Origin of the sequence: Methanobacterium spitsbergense (assembly GCF_019931065.1) — an archaeon.
Taxonomy (GTDB): Archaea; Methanobacteriota; Methanobacteria; order Methanobacteriales; family Methanobacteriaceae; genus Methanobacterium_B; species Methanobacterium_B spitsbergense.
Map to the genome: position 1 here is coordinate 103534 of NZ_JAIOUQ010000003.1, position 15363 is coordinate 118896.

General features: G+C 32.1%; 19 protein-coding genes. 8 read left to right on the forward strand and 11 right to left on the reverse strand.

What is annotated here, in order from left to right:
* Window positions 1-36: 36 nt before the first annotated feature.
* The 5 genes from K8N75_RS01610 to K8N75_RS01630 all read right to left on the reverse strand — a co-directional run bounded on the left by K8N75_RS01610 (window position 37) and on the right by K8N75_RS01630 (window position 2027).
* The gene (locus tag K8N75_RS01610; protein WP_223790955.1) at window positions 37-723 is read right to left on the reverse strand and encodes a DNA alkylation repair protein; all 687 of its coding nucleotides are present in this window, start codon (window positions 721-723) and stop codon (window positions 37-39) included.
* A 90-nt stretch (window positions 724-813) separates the two neighbouring features.
* Window positions 814-1431 carry a GyrI-like domain-containing protein gene (locus K8N75_RS01615; RefSeq protein ID WP_223790421.1) on the reverse strand — a complete coding sequence of 206 codons (618 nt, stop codon included), beginning with the start codon at window positions 1429-1431 and terminating at the stop codon, window positions 814-816.
* Window positions 1432-1476: 45 nt separating this feature from the next.
* The gene (locus K8N75_RS01620) at window positions 1477-1632 is read right to left on the reverse strand and encodes a hypothetical protein (protein ID WP_223790422.1); all 156 of its coding nucleotides are present in this window, start codon (window positions 1630-1632) and stop codon (window positions 1477-1479) included.
* On the reverse strand, window positions 1633-1836 hold the full coding sequence (locus K8N75_RS01625; RefSeq protein ID WP_223790423.1) for a hypothetical protein: 204 nt from the start codon (window positions 1834-1836) through the stop codon (window positions 1633-1635).
* A gap of 44 nt (window positions 1837-1880) precedes the next feature.
* The gene (locus tag K8N75_RS01630) at window positions 1881-2027 is read right to left on the reverse strand and encodes a hypothetical protein (protein ID WP_223790424.1); all 147 of its coding nucleotides are present in this window, start codon (window positions 2025-2027) and stop codon (window positions 1881-1883) included.
* A gap of 203 nt (window positions 2028-2230) precedes the next feature.
* Between K8N75_RS01630 and K8N75_RS01635 the strand changes: the two genes are divergently transcribed.
* From K8N75_RS01635 to oadA, 6 genes are all read left to right on the forward strand, one after another.
* Entirely contained in the window at window positions 2231-2980 is a 750-nt protein-coding gene (locus tag K8N75_RS01635) for an alpha/beta hydrolase (RefSeq protein ID WP_223790425.1), read from the forward strand.
* Window positions 2981-3190: 210 nt separating this feature from the next.
* Window positions 3191-3709, forward strand: a complete 519-nt coding sequence (locus K8N75_RS01640) for a hypothetical protein (protein ID WP_223790426.1) — start codon at window positions 3191-3193, stop codon at window positions 3707-3709.
* A gap of 273 nt (window positions 3710-3982) precedes the next feature.
* The gene (locus tag K8N75_RS01645; RefSeq protein ID WP_223790427.1) at window positions 3983-4408 is read left to right on the forward strand and encodes a small multi-drug export protein; all 426 of its coding nucleotides are present in this window, start codon (window positions 3983-3985) and stop codon (window positions 4406-4408) included.
* A 318-nt stretch (window positions 4409-4726) separates the two neighbouring features.
* Window positions 4727-5830: an inositol-3-phosphate synthase gene (locus tag K8N75_RS01650; RefSeq protein WP_223790428.1), complete on the forward strand. Its 1104-nt coding sequence runs from the start codon at window positions 4727-4729 to the stop codon at window positions 5828-5830.
* A gap of 223 nt (window positions 5831-6053) precedes the next feature.
* Window positions 6054-7511 carry an STT3 domain-containing protein gene (locus tag K8N75_RS01655; RefSeq protein WP_223790429.1) on the forward strand — a complete coding sequence of 486 codons (1458 nt, stop codon included), beginning with the start codon at window positions 6054-6056 and terminating at the stop codon, window positions 7509-7511.
* A 224-nt stretch (window positions 7512-7735) separates the two neighbouring features.
* The gene (gene oadA / locus K8N75_RS01660; RefSeq protein ID WP_223790430.1) at window positions 7736-9451 is read left to right on the forward strand and encodes a sodium-extruding oxaloacetate decarboxylase subunit alpha; all 1716 of its coding nucleotides are present in this window, start codon (window positions 7736-7738) and stop codon (window positions 9449-9451) included.
* 86 nt (window positions 9452-9537) lie between these two features.
* Here oadA and K8N75_RS01665 read toward each other — a convergent pair whose 3' ends face one another.
* Complete coding sequence (locus K8N75_RS01665; protein WP_338038023.1) at window positions 9538-9852, reverse strand: RNA-guided endonuclease TnpB family protein; 315 nt, start codon at window positions 9850-9852, stop codon at window positions 9538-9540.
* A 156-nt stretch (window positions 9853-10008) separates the two neighbouring features.
* Between K8N75_RS01665 and K8N75_RS01670 the strand changes: the two genes are divergently transcribed.
* Entirely contained in the window at window positions 10009-10389 is a 381-nt protein-coding gene (locus tag K8N75_RS01670) for a roadblock/LC7 domain-containing protein (RefSeq protein WP_223790432.1), read from the forward strand.
* A 226-nt stretch (window positions 10390-10615) separates the two neighbouring features.
* Here the strand turns inward: K8N75_RS01670 and queC are convergent, their stop codons facing one another.
* From queC to K8N75_RS01695, 5 genes are all read right to left on the reverse strand, one after another.
* Entirely contained in the window at window positions 10616-11308 is a 693-nt protein-coding gene (queC, locus tag K8N75_RS01675; RefSeq protein ID WP_223790433.1) for a 7-cyano-7-deazaguanine synthase QueC, read from the reverse strand.
* Between the two features lie 40 nt (window positions 11309-11348).
* A complete protein-coding gene (gene larC, locus K8N75_RS01680) occupies window positions 11349-12548 on the reverse strand; it encodes a nickel pincer cofactor biosynthesis protein LarC (RefSeq protein ID WP_223790434.1) in 1200 nt (399 codons plus the stop codon).
* Window positions 12549-12623: 75 nt separating this feature from the next.
* Window positions 12624-13082 carry a nucleoside deaminase gene (locus tag K8N75_RS01685; RefSeq protein ID WP_223790435.1) on the reverse strand — a complete coding sequence of 153 codons (459 nt, stop codon included), beginning with the start codon at window positions 13080-13082 and terminating at the stop codon, window positions 12624-12626.
* Between the two features lie 227 nt (window positions 13083-13309).
* Complete coding sequence (locus tag K8N75_RS01690) at window positions 13310-13483, reverse strand: hypothetical protein (RefSeq protein WP_223790436.1); 174 nt, start codon at window positions 13481-13483, stop codon at window positions 13310-13312.
* Window positions 13484-13485: 2 nt separating this feature from the next.
* Entirely contained in the window at window positions 13486-13998 is a 513-nt protein-coding gene (locus K8N75_RS01695; protein ID WP_223790437.1) for an MJ1244 family protein, read from the reverse strand.
* 173 nt (window positions 13999-14171) lie between these two features.
* Here K8N75_RS01695 and K8N75_RS01700 point away from each other — a divergent pair, with 173 nt between their 5' ends.
* The gene (locus K8N75_RS01700; protein WP_223790438.1) at window positions 14172-15350 is read left to right on the forward strand and encodes an NAD(P)/FAD-dependent oxidoreductase; all 1179 of its coding nucleotides are present in this window, start codon (window positions 14172-14174) and stop codon (window positions 15348-15350) included.
* Window positions 15351-15363: the final 13 nt, after the last annotated feature.

The following is a 15363-nucleotide window of genomic DNA, read 5'->3' on the forward strand; positions in this document are numbered from 1 at the left end:
CTCTATGAATTTTTTATTTAACTAAAACAATACTGATTATTTATTTAATCGTTTTTGCACCTTTTCACTTTTTAATACTCTTAATGCATCTTTTGCAATCCATTTAGCGCTTTTAGAATTTATTTCATGAATCTCTTCAGCAATGATTATAGCTTTTTTATTTAGATAAATATTTTTCTTCCCTATATGTCTTAAGGCCCAATTCACCGCTTTTTTAACATAATTACGATCATCAGTAGATTCTCTTTTGATTATTGAAAAAAATTGCTCAAATTTATCATCTACAGCTTGTTTATCATGCACTGCTAAAACAGCTATTAAAGTAAAAGCAGCTCTTTTAACAAATTCTTCTTCTCTATTACTCCATTCAAAAATCTTTTTGTAAGCAAATGAAGTTTTTCTAAATAGGTTCATACAACATTGGTCACAAATCTCCCAATAATCAAATTCTACAACCCAACTATCCATTTGTGCTTCAGAAACCAATTCAGGATCATCAATAATACAAGCCAATATTTTTGTTTCCCTATAATCTGCTTTCCAAAGTTTATGTGCTAGATCATGATCCTTACCAACTTTATTTGCTATTCTTCTTAATTCGGGTATTCTTACTGCATATGTTTTTTTAGGGGAGATACCAAAACTTGCCATACCATCTATATCTTCAGGATTAGACAAAGCTTCAAGTTCATTTATTATTTCTTCAAATTTCAAAGTAAGCACCATTAATGTTTAGAATTCCATCAATACCCTAATATTTCCTAAATTTCTATTACGATATTATTCGATTATTAAAATTAATAAAATGTTTATTTACTTTTGTTCTATTGGCTGTCTGATCACTGTTTTAAGCCTTTCTGGTTTGGTTCTACGCATATCGCTTATGTAAATCTCATGATGTTTATCTCGTATTTTGTATCCGCTTTTATAGATAAAATCATGGAGCTTTTCTACTGTTAGAGCTTCAGCTGCCCCATATGGTCCTATATGCATTATTTGTGCAGCTAATCTCTCACTAAATTTTTCAAATCTTACTTTTGATATTGAAGCAAGATTCTTTTTACTTTCCACATCTTCTATGGCCATACTTATAAGTTCTTGGGTAATGAATTCTGGTTGCATTATCATAACTGTCCATTTCCATGATCCTTTATCCTCAATACTGAACTCTTCCATGTTTTCAGCCCACCAGAGTCCTTCAAGCGGCATTACAACATAATCTTGGTTATTTTGTTTCTTGGATAAGAATTTTGTTTTGTAGGACACAGGAAACAACGTTTCCATTGCATCTTGATATTCTTGGGATGTATTGGGATCACCTTGACCATCGATCATCAAGAAGTTCATCCTTGGAACATCTACAACAGAAACTAGTTTCTCTGAAGGATAGTATAAGTTCTTTTTTTCCTTTTTAAAGTCATATTTTACCATTTAAACACCTTTTTACGATTTTTCAAGCGATGCGATCTTATGATTTCAATTTAAATCTGTTTCTTCAGTTATTAACAAACCCATAAACTCTTGAACCCATTCTTTCTCTGCTTTCAAAAGCACAATGGGATGTGAAAACAGAGCCATTACACCGGGTGATGAATTATTGCTTTTATGATTCAAAATAGAGTTTTCAAGCAATTAATACAAGCATCTGTTGATTTCAATAGCTTCCAGACATTCAATTATCTCATTATGGTTTAAAATCTGGATATTTGCCATTGCAAGGTCAAATGATGAAATTTGCTTTTGATTTACAGATAAAATATGTTTAATCTTTTCTTCCATTGCTAATTTACCATTATCTGTTATATAATAAACTTTTCTCGAAGTTTTACCTTCCATTTTTCTAAGTTTGGCTTCAACTAATTTTTTTTCTTCCAGCCTTTTTAAACGTAATATATTGATGAAAACTCAATTTTTATAAAATTACGCATCCCTCTCTTTTCAATTATTTGTTCAAGTCTATATGCATAATGATGATGTTCGTAAAGCCGTCCTAGTATAGCAACATATTGGTCGGATAATCTAGTCATAGTATACTCTAAGAACTAAAAAATATATAAAACTAATTTTAAAATTATGTTAATTATCTGTAATTTTTGACAGTAATTCATTAAATATTATAAAAAAGGGATTATTTTATTATCCTGAGTTATGAAAATATTAATGTGCAAAGAAATAATAAATAAATTGATAACAAATTATCAACATTAAAATTGAATGAAAGGAGATTCAATTGAAATTTATAAAATCTAAAAAAGGATTTATCCTAATAATTATATTTGTACTGCTTATTGGAAGTTTAACTGCCTTTTCAATCTACGTTTCCGATTATTATCCTTCAGATAGCACTGCTTTAGCAGCATTGTCCTCCTCAGGATCATATACTGTATCGGACACAACAAATTCCATTACATTTACCCCCAATTCAAACAAAAGTAAAACAGGAATAATATTTTATCCTGGAGCTAAAGTTCAGCCGGAATCTTACTCTGTTTTGGCTTCTAAATTAGCACAAAATGGCTATACCACTATAATTGTAAAAATGCCTTTTAATTTAGCATTTTTCGGTGCAAATAAAGCTAATGAAATTATTGATCAACATAATGATGTTACCACTTGGGTAATAGGTGGGCATTCACTTGGAGGTGTTTTTGCTTCCGATTATGCTGTAAACCATCAGGATAAAATTAAAGGAGTTATATATTTAGCTGCTTATCCAAATATCAATGCTTCAAATGCCTCTTTTAAAGCATTGTCAATTAGAGGCTCACAAGATGGACTTACAACAAGTGGAGATATTTCTAAAAATCTAAATAAATATCCGATAAATACTACTTTTATCACCATAGAAGGCGGCAATCATTATAATTTTGGTGATTATGGAATACAAGCTGGAGATAATAACAGTACCATCAGCAGACAAGAACAACAAAACATGACAATTAACCACATATTAATCTTTTTAAAAGATCTTAATCCATAAAATTATCTTTTTTTTATTTTAATTAATTATGACTCTTTATTTCTTAAATCAATTCCAAAATCATTGAAAAATTTTTTCATAAATCTGCTATTATTTGATTTCTTTAATTATAAATCCATTTTATATTTTTTTTATAGATCCATTGGATTAGAAAAACATATAATTCTCATAAAACAAAAGTATTAACAGAAAAAAATCTGGAGGTTACACATGGATAGAAATCAATACTTATTATCTGGAATAATAATTCTGGTAGTTCTTGTAGTAGCGGTGATTGCCTTTGCTTTCTCAGGAAATAGCACTTTCAACTCAGGAACTGTATCTTTTGAATACCCAAAAGCATGGTCACAAAATTCTATGGTAGGAAATTTTAATAGTAGCTCACTGTATTCAGAAGTCACTTTTACAACAAATTATCCAGATGCAAATGGGCAGAATCAACCAGCATATATTATAATTCAGATGCAACAAAAAGCTAAAGGTACCTTGAACCTTCCAAGCACTAATTCCATAGTTATGAATACCTCTAATTCTTCAGTGTCATCTACATCAGTAAATAATGTATCAGCAGCCCAAATTGGGAATTTTGGAAGTAATTTGGCATCTAAATATACAGTAATAGATAAAAACAATTTCTACTATGTTTTAACGTACATTTGTCCAATATATGCTGTTAATCAAACAGAACAATCGTACAATAACATTTTAAAAACTCTGAAAATCAGTTAATCCCATATCTATTACTTTTTTTTTCATTAAGAAAATAGATAAAAATATTATTTTTAATTTAAATAATTTAGGTTATGTAAAGCTAAAATACATAACTCCGTATTTTTAAGTATTCTGGTTGGTATTTGTCACTATGCAATAGACATAATCTAAGCAGAAATTATTAATAAGAAGAAATGTGGATGAACATTCATCTTTATCTTTTTATTCCAAAATCAAGTTCTTTCTATCATTTTGATAAACTACTTATTGATGAAAAATATTCATTTTATTATGGTCTTAATAACAGACATGGCCCTTGTTTTTGTGATGAGTATTTTTGAATTATGGATAGGAATACCATTAGGGTTATTTCTAGATTTAAACCCAATATTAGTTGCAATATCTGCAGCAGCAGGTTCAATTTTATCTGCTTTCATAATTGTAGTCCTTGGTGAGGGTTTAAGAAAAAAGTTTTTGAAATGGCGATACCGAGGAAAATCCCCAAATGAAGGTAGAATATATGATATCTGGAAAAAATATGGTATAGTAGGTCTAGGGTTATTATCTCCGCTCCTTTTTGGAGCACCACTTGGAGCTGCTCTAGGTATTGGTCTAGGATCCCCAAGAAACAAGTTATTAGTGTGGATGATTATTGGAATTATTATTTGGAGTATTTTTATAACTGTGGCTTTATCTTTAGGTTTGATTCTGCTTTGAAATCTATTATTCAATGAAGAACCTATTAACTCAAGATTTCATTTCATAGGAAAATTTTTACTATTAAAATAAAAGAAATAACATATACTTCATTCAATTAAAAATTGAAGTTAATTAATCATTAATGGTATAAACCACTAATAACCAGTTTCTTTATCCTCAATGAATTTATATGATTTGATCGAAACATTTAATAGTATAATAAGCAAACTTTCTTTAAAGAGATAGAAGGTCATGAATTGAATTATGTATTGATTTTAGAATAAATTAACATGGCACAATTAACGTTATATAACGGTGTTTTAGAAGGTGTTGTAATTGAAGAAGATAAAAGTAGCGATAATCGGTATTGGTAATTGTGCAAGCTCACTAATACAAGGAATACATTATTATAAAGATAAAAATCCAGAAGAAGCCATTGGATTAATGCACTGGAGCATTGGAGGCTATACTCCTTCAGATATAGAAGTAGTGGCAGCCTTTGATATTGACGAAAGAAAGGTTGGTAGCGACGTAAGCGATGCAATTTTTGCAAAACCCAACTGTACCCAGGTTTTCTGCAGTGATATCCCTGATATGGGTGTTGAAGTAAGAATGGGCCAAGTATTAGATGGTGTTGCACCACACATGGCAGATCACAAAAACGATTACACATTTCTTGTGTCTAATGAAGAAGAAAATGATCAAACTGAAATTGTCAAGATATTGAAGGAAAGTAAGACAGATGTTCTTCTGAATTATCTTCCAGTAGGTTCTGAAAAAGCAACTAAGTTTTATGCCCAATGCGCACTTGATGCGGGAGTGGCATTTATAAACAATATGCCAGTTTTTATTGTAAGCAACCCCGAATGGGCAGCTAAATTTGAAGAAAAAGGAATACCAATTGTTGGGGATGATATTAAGGCCCAAATTGGTGCAACTATTACTCACAGGACCCTTGCAAATCTGTTTCGTGAAAGGGGAGTGAAACTTGACCGTACATACCAACTCAATACGGGAGGTAATACCGACTTCCTCAACATGCTAAACCGCAGCAGATTGGATTCAAAGAAAGAATCCAAAACAGAAGCTGTTCAGTCTGTGCTTGCTGAAAGGCTTGACGATGAGAATATCCATATTGGACCTAGTGATTATGTCACATGGCAAAAAGATAATAAAATATGTTTCTTAAGAATGGAAGGTAAGACCTTTGGAGATGTTCCAATGAACATTGAGTTGAGGTTAAGCGTTGAAGACTCTCCAAACTCAGCAGGTTGTGTTATTGATGCAATTAGATGCTGTAAAGTGGCACTTGAACGTGGAATTGGCGGACAATTAGAATCTATTTCAGCATACACAATGAAACATCCACCAAAACAATACACAGATGATATTGCAAGGGGAATGGTTGATGAGTTCATAGCAGGAAAAAGGGAACGGTAATTTTCAAAATTAAAAATTATTTCTAATTTATTTTTTCTAAATTAATTTTTATTTTTTTAGTGTTGTGAACTAATAGAATGAATAAGATTTATGTGATCAAATGTATTTGTCTAAAACACATCAAAAATTGTTTCTAATTCTGCCTGCGATTTCAATATTTTTAATTACATTGATCCCAACATTAACACATAACTGGCCATTGAGTTGGGATGTCATATATCATGTGTTATATGCAAAAGTTTATAGCCAAAATGGATTTGTTCTTGTTAATCCTCTTTTAAATTCTCCAATAGGTCAAAAAATTGGATATCCTCCTTTATTCCACTTTTTAATTGCTGCCTTAGGCAAAGTATTGGACATTGATTATATGGAAATTGCAAGAGCAATCCAGCCTATTATTGCATTTTTCGTTGTCTTATCTGTTACTTACGTTGCAAAGCGGTTTTATGGCACAATAACTGGGATTAGTGCGGGTTTTTTAATGGTATCCAGTACTATAATCTACAGAATCATGCTACCTGTACCTGAAAACCTTGCTCTTATATTTTTACCAGTTGCTGTTTATCTATACTATGCATCTATAAAAGAAAAAAGTGTAAAATATGCATTTATATCCGGGATATTACTGGTTTTAATCGCTGCAACACATCAAGCAGCACTCTTATGTTTAATTTTAATAATAACCACATTCACAGTTGTAGAACTAGTAATATATAAAAACAAGGGTGTTTTAAAAAATTATGGAGCTTTCTTACTTTCTCTAATTGTTATACTAGTTATTACTTTGTTAGCAATCATAATTTTCAAACCCGCTTTGATACAGAATTTAATTAACCAAGGGATAACAGCAACATTAGGTTTTGGAACTTCGTTGAACTACAATCAACCATTAAGTCTTCTTAAATATCTTCGTAACTTTGGTTTATTACTTACAGTATTTTCTGTGATAGGAGCCATTATCGCAGTGAAAATGAGACGAAAGAAGGATGTTTACATTTTTGCTTGGATAATTATCATGTTTTTATTAAGCAAAGCTTACTGGATTGGAATCAATGTGATATCAGCACGAGTTCTCATATATATGGTCATTCCTCTTTCAATACTTGGAGGATTTGGTGTGAGCCAAATTTACTACAGACTCAAAGATTATAATAGATTTTCATCAAAAAGATTTAGATCTGCATTTTTAATATGTGTTTTTTTATTGTCCACGTTATTTGGAGTTTTAAATGCTTCTGATCCAAATATGGGTTCATATTTTGCAAAAACCGTATTTGGGTCTGTGCAAATAGCACCTCCTACCTCTTCAGAAACAGATCTATCAAACTGGTTTAAAATAAATGGGGATAAAAATAAGTCAATATCAATATCAAATCTTTATACTGGTGTTTTCATAGCTGCAGAAACAGGAATGCCAATTAATTATGGATTTGCAAATATTAATAATTTAACTCCCAAAGCATATTTTGAGAGTAATAATATAGGATACATTGTATATGATAAACGTCTAACACTTCCACCAGACTATAATACTTTAAATAGATACCAAGCCAATTCTGAAATGTTTCCATTGTATTATTATAATAAAATACTTTACCAAAATATTGATAAATTAAAACCAAACTTCACACAAGTAGTATACGAAAACAATGATTTTATTGTCTGTAAAATAGAAGATTAGAATATTTTACTCGTCAATAATCAAATTTAAATCTAATATCTAAATTCATTTAATTATTTTTTTCATATAATTTTAAAAAAATTAAAATTGTATATTGTTCAATTAAAAATGATATCATAATTTTTATCTAAATTTCAATGATATAATTGCGAAATATATAAGGAAGTTAGGACTATTTATATAAAGACATTTGAACTTAATCCAAGCTTACTGTGAGGGTCAAAATGAAAAAGATAAAGATCATTGAAACAGCATTTCGAGATGCACACCAATCTCTCCTTGCCACAAGGATGAGGACAAGGGATATGTTACCCATTGCCGAGAAAATGGACAATGTGGGATTTTTCTCATTGGAGGCATGGGGAGGTGCTACATTTGATACCTGTATAAGGTACCTAAACGAAGATCCCTGGGAACGCCTAGTAGAACTCAAAGATGTAGTAAAGAAAACTCCATTACAAATGTTACTGCGAGGACAGAACCTTGTGGGATATAAACACTACCCAGACGATGTCGTAAGAAATTTTGTTGAGAAATCATATGAAAATGGGATAGATGTTTTTAGAATATTTGATGCACTTAACGACATAAGAAATATGGAACTTTCCATTAAAGTAGCAAAAGAACAGGGCGCGCATGTTCAAGGAACTATAAGTTACACAACTAGCCCAGTACATACATTAGAGAAATATGTAGAATTTGCAAAGGAACTTGAAGCACTTGGATGTGATTCTGTTGCGATAAAGGATATGGCCGGACTTATATCTCCCCATGATACCTATGAAATTGTAACAACTTTAAAAGAAGAAACTGACCTGCTCATAAACTTACATTGTCATTGTACCAGCGGTATGACACCAATGAGTTATTATGCTGCTTGTCAAGCGGGAGTTGACCTCCTTGATACAGCTATATCGCCCCTTTCATGGGGAGCATCACAACCTCCTACAGAAAGTATGGTTGCAGCACTTGAAAGTACGCCCTACTCAACAGAACTTGATTTAATACTTTTAAGTGAGATTAAAAAATATTTCGAAGGTATAAGAAAGAAATATAGTAGTCTTATAGATCCAATATCTGAGAAGGTAGACACAGATGTATTGCTCTATCAGATACCAGGAGGAATGCTTTCGAATTTTGTTTCTCAACTCAAAGAACAGAATGCACTTGATCGTTACGAAGAAGTGCTTGAAGAAGTGCCTAAAGTACGTGCAGAACTAGGATATCCTCCATTAGTAACACCTACCAGCCAAATAGTAGGTATACAAGCTGTTATGAATGTACTCGGTGGTGAAAGATATAAAAATGTTTCAAAAGAGGTTAAAGATTATATCAAAGGATATTATGGACGACCTCCTGCACCAGTAAACAGTACCGTTGCAAAAAAAATCATAGGAGATGCCGAGATAATAGATTCTAGACCTGCAGATCTTTTAGAACCTGAACTAGAAAAGTTCCGATCCGAAGGCGAAAAAATGGGAATAATCAAAAAGGACGAAGACATTCTAACATATGCTCTTTATCCAGCAGTTGCACCCAAATTTCTAAGAGGTGAAGTTATAGAAGAACCCCTTGAAAAACCCAAAGTAGTTGAAAGTACCAGTTCGGGTGCGCTTCCAACAGAATATAATGTTGAGGTCGATGGTGAACTTTTCGATGTCAAAGTTGTTCCAACAGGATACATGGAAATTGAATCTGGTGGTATAAAAGCTCCAAGTGGTCCTGTTGAGGGTGGTGTTACATCTAGCATGCAGGGTATGATACTGAAGTTGAAGGTTGCACAGGATGATAAAGTGAATGAAGGTGACATTGTTGCTGTTTTAGAAGCCATGAAAATGGAAAATGATATACATGCCCCCAATTCAGGAGTTGTTCGGGATATATTTATTGAAGAAGGGGATACTGTTAGTACAGGCGAAACCCTGATGATTATTAAGTGAACTACTCCTCTATTTTGGAAGGGGTTTCTTCCTTCATTGAATCCACTTTTGTGGTTTTCTTAGAGACGCTTTAATTTCTGTAGTTCCTACGGTATGATTATATTTTGTTTATCTAGTGCAAAATCACGTATATTAACTGCTGCATTAACATCACGATCATGTCTCTTTTCACAATTTGGACAAATCCATTCACGATGATGTAATTTTAAATTACCATTATGGTATCCACAATTGCTGCATATTTTATTTGATGGTTCAAACTGTCCTATTTGGATTAATGTTTTACCATACCATTCACTTTTATATTTTAATTTATCTATGAACCCTGCCCAGCCAACATCACTTATACTTTGTGCGAGGTTATGGTTTCGTAACATGCCTTTAATATTTAATTTCTCTATTGCTACATAATATTATTTATTATTAAATTATTATTAATATGTTGTGGTTGGATTCACCCCACCCTCATAGGTGAGGTATTCTCCAACATTAGGATAAAAAATATCTAATTCTTTTTCTTTGTCGCGATAATTTACATTGTTAATGGGAGTGTAGAAATGGCCAAAACCAAGAAAGAAATGTTAGATGACATCCTTACAAGTATATTACAAGTTGGACAAATCAAGGCTTGCGGCATAGTCTCCTCTGAAGGCCAAATTATTGATTCAAGAGCGCCATCAGATGTTGATGAAGGTATATTTTCAGCATTATGTTCAACTATTATGGGAACTGTAGAAGCAGCTTCAGGGCAGCTTAAGACAGGTCTTGTAGGACAAATATCTGTAAAAACTGAAAAAGGAATAATAGTTTTGATACCTGCCGGTTCCAAGGCCATATTTACCGCACTAACAGAACTTGATGCCCAATTAGGACTTATATTATCTGAAATTGAATCTCGAGCTGAGCAAGTAAATACAATACTCAACAATATTAAATAAAGATTAATACTTATTTTTTTTAGTGTTTAACATAAAATGGGTAATATTAACCCTATTCACACTTAAACTAATCTATTAATACATTTTATTAAATTTAAACAACGTTTAAATACCTTTTTTTGAAAAATAGTGATGTTACAATATATTGGCAAATCCCCATATTTTATAAACCAATATATGAATATCAACAAATTTTTTTAAATTACTATTTTAAAAGAAAATTAATTTAATGTTTAGAATAAACGGTTTTATCCTCTACTTCAGCCCTTTCAAATGCCCTTATACGCCTCATACAAGATTCACAAACACCACAATGAGATTCAAAACCTTTATAACATGAATAACTTAAATTTAGTGGCGCCCCTACATCTTTTCCCAATTTAACAATGCTTTCTTTATCCATATCAATCAGTGGCGCTTTAATTTTTATTTTATCGAACGAACCTACATCTATAACATTATTAAATGCATATAAAAACTCTTTAGAGTTATCAGGAAACGTTACTGCTTCCTCATGGTCCCATCCAACAATGATGATACTTGCTCCTTCTGACTCTGCAAATGAATTTGCTATGGATGTGAAGACTATATTACGCCCTGGAACCCACACACTGTGAGCAGTTTCAATTGAAACATCTTTATCATCCAGATCTTCTGCAGTTGGTTCGGGAATATCTCTGTCCGATGTTAATGCAGATTTCCCAAGTTCTGCAAGCCATGGTAAATCTATCACCGTATGTTCGGCACCAATTTCTTTACAAACTGCATGCGCAGATTTTAGTTCCATTTCAGCACTTTTTTGACCGTAGTTGAATGTTAAAGCATGTATATGATGAGTATCTTTAAATGTAGCAGTAGCAACTGTGGAGTCTAACCCCCCAGAAAGTACAGATATTGCAATTTTTTTCTTTGATTCCATTTCAAGCACCATTATTTATTAAATTATTAAATAAAAAGTATCATTTATAAATTTCATTAAATACTTGATTTGCACGATCCATAACCTCTTTAAGAGGCATATCTCTCTCATATGATACTTTTCGTACATCTTCGTATTCAGGTTTTACACTTATTATATCCTTTCCAATCATCCCTACCTTTATCCTAATTTCAACTTCAATTCCATTGATATGAAACTGAACTGGAACAATTTTTCTTGATGCAATATTTCTGTGAACAAAAGGAATAACTCTGACTCCAAGAGTACCTGTTTCTCTTATGATCAGTTCCGAAAGCACGTCACAATCTACAGGCTTTGCTATAACCCTCAAAAGATATCCTGGCCTATTTTTTTTGGTTAATGTAGGTATTATACTCACATCCCTTGCTCCTTTGTTCATCAATATATTGAATATATTTCCCATTAACTCTCCTGTTACATTATCAAGGTTGGTTTCAAGAATAGATACACGATCGCTTTCTAGTTCTGAATTTCCTTCAATAATCCTTAATGTATTGGGTAATGAAAGTTCCATTTTACCTGCACCATAACCCACATTCTTATTGATTATCAGGGGATAGAAATTGGTGAATTCATCAACAAAATTCACCAACAGTGCTGCACCCGTTGGTGTTGTGAGCTCAAAATTTACAGGACCACCAAATACAGGGACATTTTTCAAGATTTCAAGTGTTGCCGGTGCAGGTACACTTAGAATTCCATGCATAGCTTTAATTCTACCTCCACCAAGTGCAACTGGCATCCCATAGACCTTTTCATTCTTCATCCCCAGCTTATGGTAGCAATAAACTGCACCTATAACGTCTGCTACTGCATCAGCAGCTCCCACTTCGTGGAAATGTACCTCATCTATTGTGGTACCATGAACTTTGGCCTCTGCTTCTGCAAGGGTTTTAAACACATTTTTTGAACTTTTGATTGTATCGGATGATACTTCAGGATGTTCTATCCCATCTAAAACTTCAATTAAATCTGTATATTTAAGGGGTTTTTTGTCCTTACATTTCACATTAACAAAGCTTGCTGAAATTCCTGATTTTGTAACCTTCTCAATATTAACATCAATATCACCAAAATGTGATGCATAATATTGCATAACTTCTATTACAACTTCAGAATCTAATCCCAAATCAACCAAAGCTCCAATAACCATATTGCCAGAAATTCCTGAGTTTTGAGGATCTATTATAACAGTCATTGTATCACGATAATATTATTAAAAATTTAATTTATTTACGTTATTATTTGTATTTAGAATGTAAACATTATTCCATTAATCATGAACTCTTTCAATCTCTTCATTCCACAGATCAGGGTTTTTTTGAATAAAATTTTCAAGAATAATCTTGCACTCATCAAGATTCATGTTAATTAATTCTACACCATTTTCAATCAAATATTCTTCTGGACCTTTCAATGTTTTATTTTCACCCATCACTACTCTAGGAATTTTATAAAGTATTATTGTACCAGAACACATTTCACACGGTGATAATGTAGTATATAATGTGCATTTTTTATAATCTACCCCTTTAAGTCTCCCAGCATTTTCAATACAATCCATTTCAGCATGTAAAATTGTTGAATCATCTTGTAAGAGCTTGTTATGCCCCCTACCCTTAATATTCTTGTTTTCAACAAGAACCGCCCCTATTGGAATTCCACTTTCCTTTAAAGATATTTTCGCCTCTTTTATTGCTTCTTTCATGTATTGGTGATTTTTTTCTTTCATTTAATCCCCTGCAAAATTTTACACAATTAGTTATAAAATAGTTTAAATTAGTAGATATAAAATGAGATCATAAAATTTATAGGAGTATAACAATATGGACTTTAGATCCTTTGCAGTTTTTATTATAGTGGCTATTGTATTTTTCTACATTGTTAGCTATTTGCTGCATTAATAAATATAAAATTTGCAAACCCCTAATAAAAATACTTAAAACATTATTTTTATTATTATAAATATTTTTTAGGAATTTCGACCATATTAAATGTGTAATACCTTTTAAATCCACATTCTCTACAGCAAATCTTCAAATCATATTCATCTACTTCTATTTCATGAATAGTTGCATCCCCACAATAATTGCACTTCGCTGACTTCTCAAGTTTCCATGGTTTTACAACCATGATCACTCCCCCGGATTCTCAGTTGTTTTTAATGTATAATAACGAGATGCACCACAATTAGTGCACCATATTTTAGCTTTATTTTTATCTATCCGTATTCTTTGTACTGCTTTTTCATCACAATAAAAACAGGGAACTTCCTTTTCAAGCAACCATGGCTCTGCTTTTTCATCAGTTTTCTTCTTATTGTCACCGTAGCTTACAATTATTCTTCTAATTGGAACTTCCAATATAGTATATTTTTCCCCTTCAAGGGATTCTTGTACAGATTCAACAATATTATCCACTCTATCCTCATCAACAACGCTACATACTAATACAGCGTCTTGCGCATAATCTCTTATTAAGCCTATTGTAGATTTTGGGTCTTCTTTTATTGAAAAACCTTTCCAATCTTGAGGAGACATTCCTTTATACTCTAAAATATAAAAACCAGTTATTCCTGCATCCGTAAGGGCGTTCATGGCCTTTCCCAGATTTTCAATCTCAACAAAGACACGAAGATGTACCTTCAAGCTAATCACCTATTATAATATTCTGTAAAACTTATCTTAATAATTTATCTGTTACCATTAAAATAATAAAATAATGACAAAATATTAAATTTGTTGATATGAATCTTTTCCATAACTTTATGCAATTTGAATCTAGATTATTAATATTATGCATATTGTCGAGAGGTGATTAAATGACTGATTTCGATGTAAATAGAAATTCAGGATCATTCTGGATGAAAACATGCCCTCAAACAAATTTTAATCCTCTTAAAAATGGATTAAAGGTTGATACTGTAATACTCGGAGGAGGAATTGCAGGAATCACTACAGCAACACTATTAAAAGATTTAGGGTACAGTATCGCAATAATAGAGTCAGATAGAATTGTAAAAGACGTTACTTTAGGTACGACTGCTAAAATTAGCGTTGCACCCAATATGATATATAATAACCTAATAAAAAATTTAGGTCAAGTTAAAGCCCAAATGTATGCTACAGCAAATGGAAAAGCCTTGGAAAAAATAGGAGATATAGTATTTAATAAAAAAATAGAATGTGAATTCCATCGCACCCCCCTCTACATTTACACAGAGTCTCAAGATAAAGTTGAAAAAATAAAAGAAGAATTTCTAGCAGCAAAAAAACTTGAACTACCTGTTTCCTACACCAATAACATCCCCTTACCTTTTAAAACTATTGCTGGGCTAAAGTATGAAAATCAAGCCCAATTTCATCCACGAAAATATCTTCTTGGGTTGGCTGAGGATTTAAATGGTGAAAATAATTACATCTTCGAAAAAACTCGTGCAATTACCATTAAAGAAGGTGCTGTTAACGAAGTTGTTACTGATAAAGGATCTATATTTGCAGATAACGTGGTAATTACAACCCATACCCCTGTTTATGATCCTGATAATTTGAAATCCCATTTGCATCCTGCTAGATCATATGTTCTTGGTTTATATATTAATGGGGAGTTTCCAGATGGAATGTTTATTGATTTTGACCCTGTTCATACCTACCGCACAACACCAACTGAAAAGGGTACACTAATAATAGTTGCCGGGGAACACAGTGATATGCAGATACAAAATCTGGATGAGTATTATATGCGTCTAGAAAACTATGCACGTGAACATTTGGATATTAAATCTATTGAGTATCGTTGGTCTAGCCATGATAATAGCAGTGATGATGGTTTACCACTGATTGGTAGGACTTCATCTGAAAATATATACGTTGCAACTGGTTTTGGTTTTTGGGGAATGAATAATGGAACTACATCTGCAATGATTATTTCTGACATGATTGATGGTAAAAATAACCCTTTAATAACTCTATTTGATCCATTGAGGTTCAAATCAGGATAAGATAGTTATATTT

Coding starts and splice junctions, on each gene's coding strand:
- K8N75_RS01625 (WP_223790423.1), bottom strand. CDS start 1,836: ATGGAAGGTAAAACTTCGAGAAAAGTTTATTATATAACAGATAATGGT.
- oadA (WP_223790430.1), top strand. CDS start 7,736: ATGAAAAAGATAAAGATCATTGAAACAGCATTTCGAGATGCACACCAA.
- K8N75_RS01670 (WP_223790432.1), top strand. CDS start 10,009: ATGGCCAAAACCAAGAAAGAAATGTTAGATGACATCCTTACAAGTATA.
- K8N75_RS01615 (WP_223790421.1), bottom strand. CDS start 1,431: ATGGTAAAATATGACTTTAAAAAGGAAAAAAAGAACTTATACTATCCT.
- larC (WP_223790434.1), bottom strand. CDS start 12,548: ATGACTGTTATAATAGATCCTCAAAACTCAGGAATTTCTGGCAATATG.
- K8N75_RS01645 (WP_223790427.1), top strand. CDS start 3,983: ATGGTCTTAATAACAGACATGGCCCTTGTTTTTGTGATGAGTATTTTT.
- K8N75_RS01690 (WP_223790436.1), bottom strand. CDS start 13,483: ATGGTTGTAAAACCATGGAAACTTGAGAAGTCAGCGAAGTGCAATTAT.
- K8N75_RS01630 (WP_223790424.1), bottom strand. CDS start 2,027: ATGACTAGATTATCCGACCAATATGTTGCTATACTAGGACGGCTTTAC.
- K8N75_RS01700 (WP_223790438.1), top strand. CDS start 14,172: ATGACTGATTTCGATGTAAATAGAAATTCAGGATCATTCTGGATGAAA.
- queC (WP_223790433.1), bottom strand. CDS start 11,308: ATGGAATCAAAGAAAAAAATTGCAATATCTGTACTTTCTGGGGGGTTA.
- K8N75_RS01685 (WP_223790435.1), bottom strand. CDS start 13,082: ATGAAAGAAAAAAATCACCAATACATGAAAGAAGCAATAAAAGAGGCG.
- K8N75_RS01640 (WP_223790426.1), top strand. CDS start 3,191: ATGGATAGAAATCAATACTTATTATCTGGAATAATAATTCTGGTAGTT.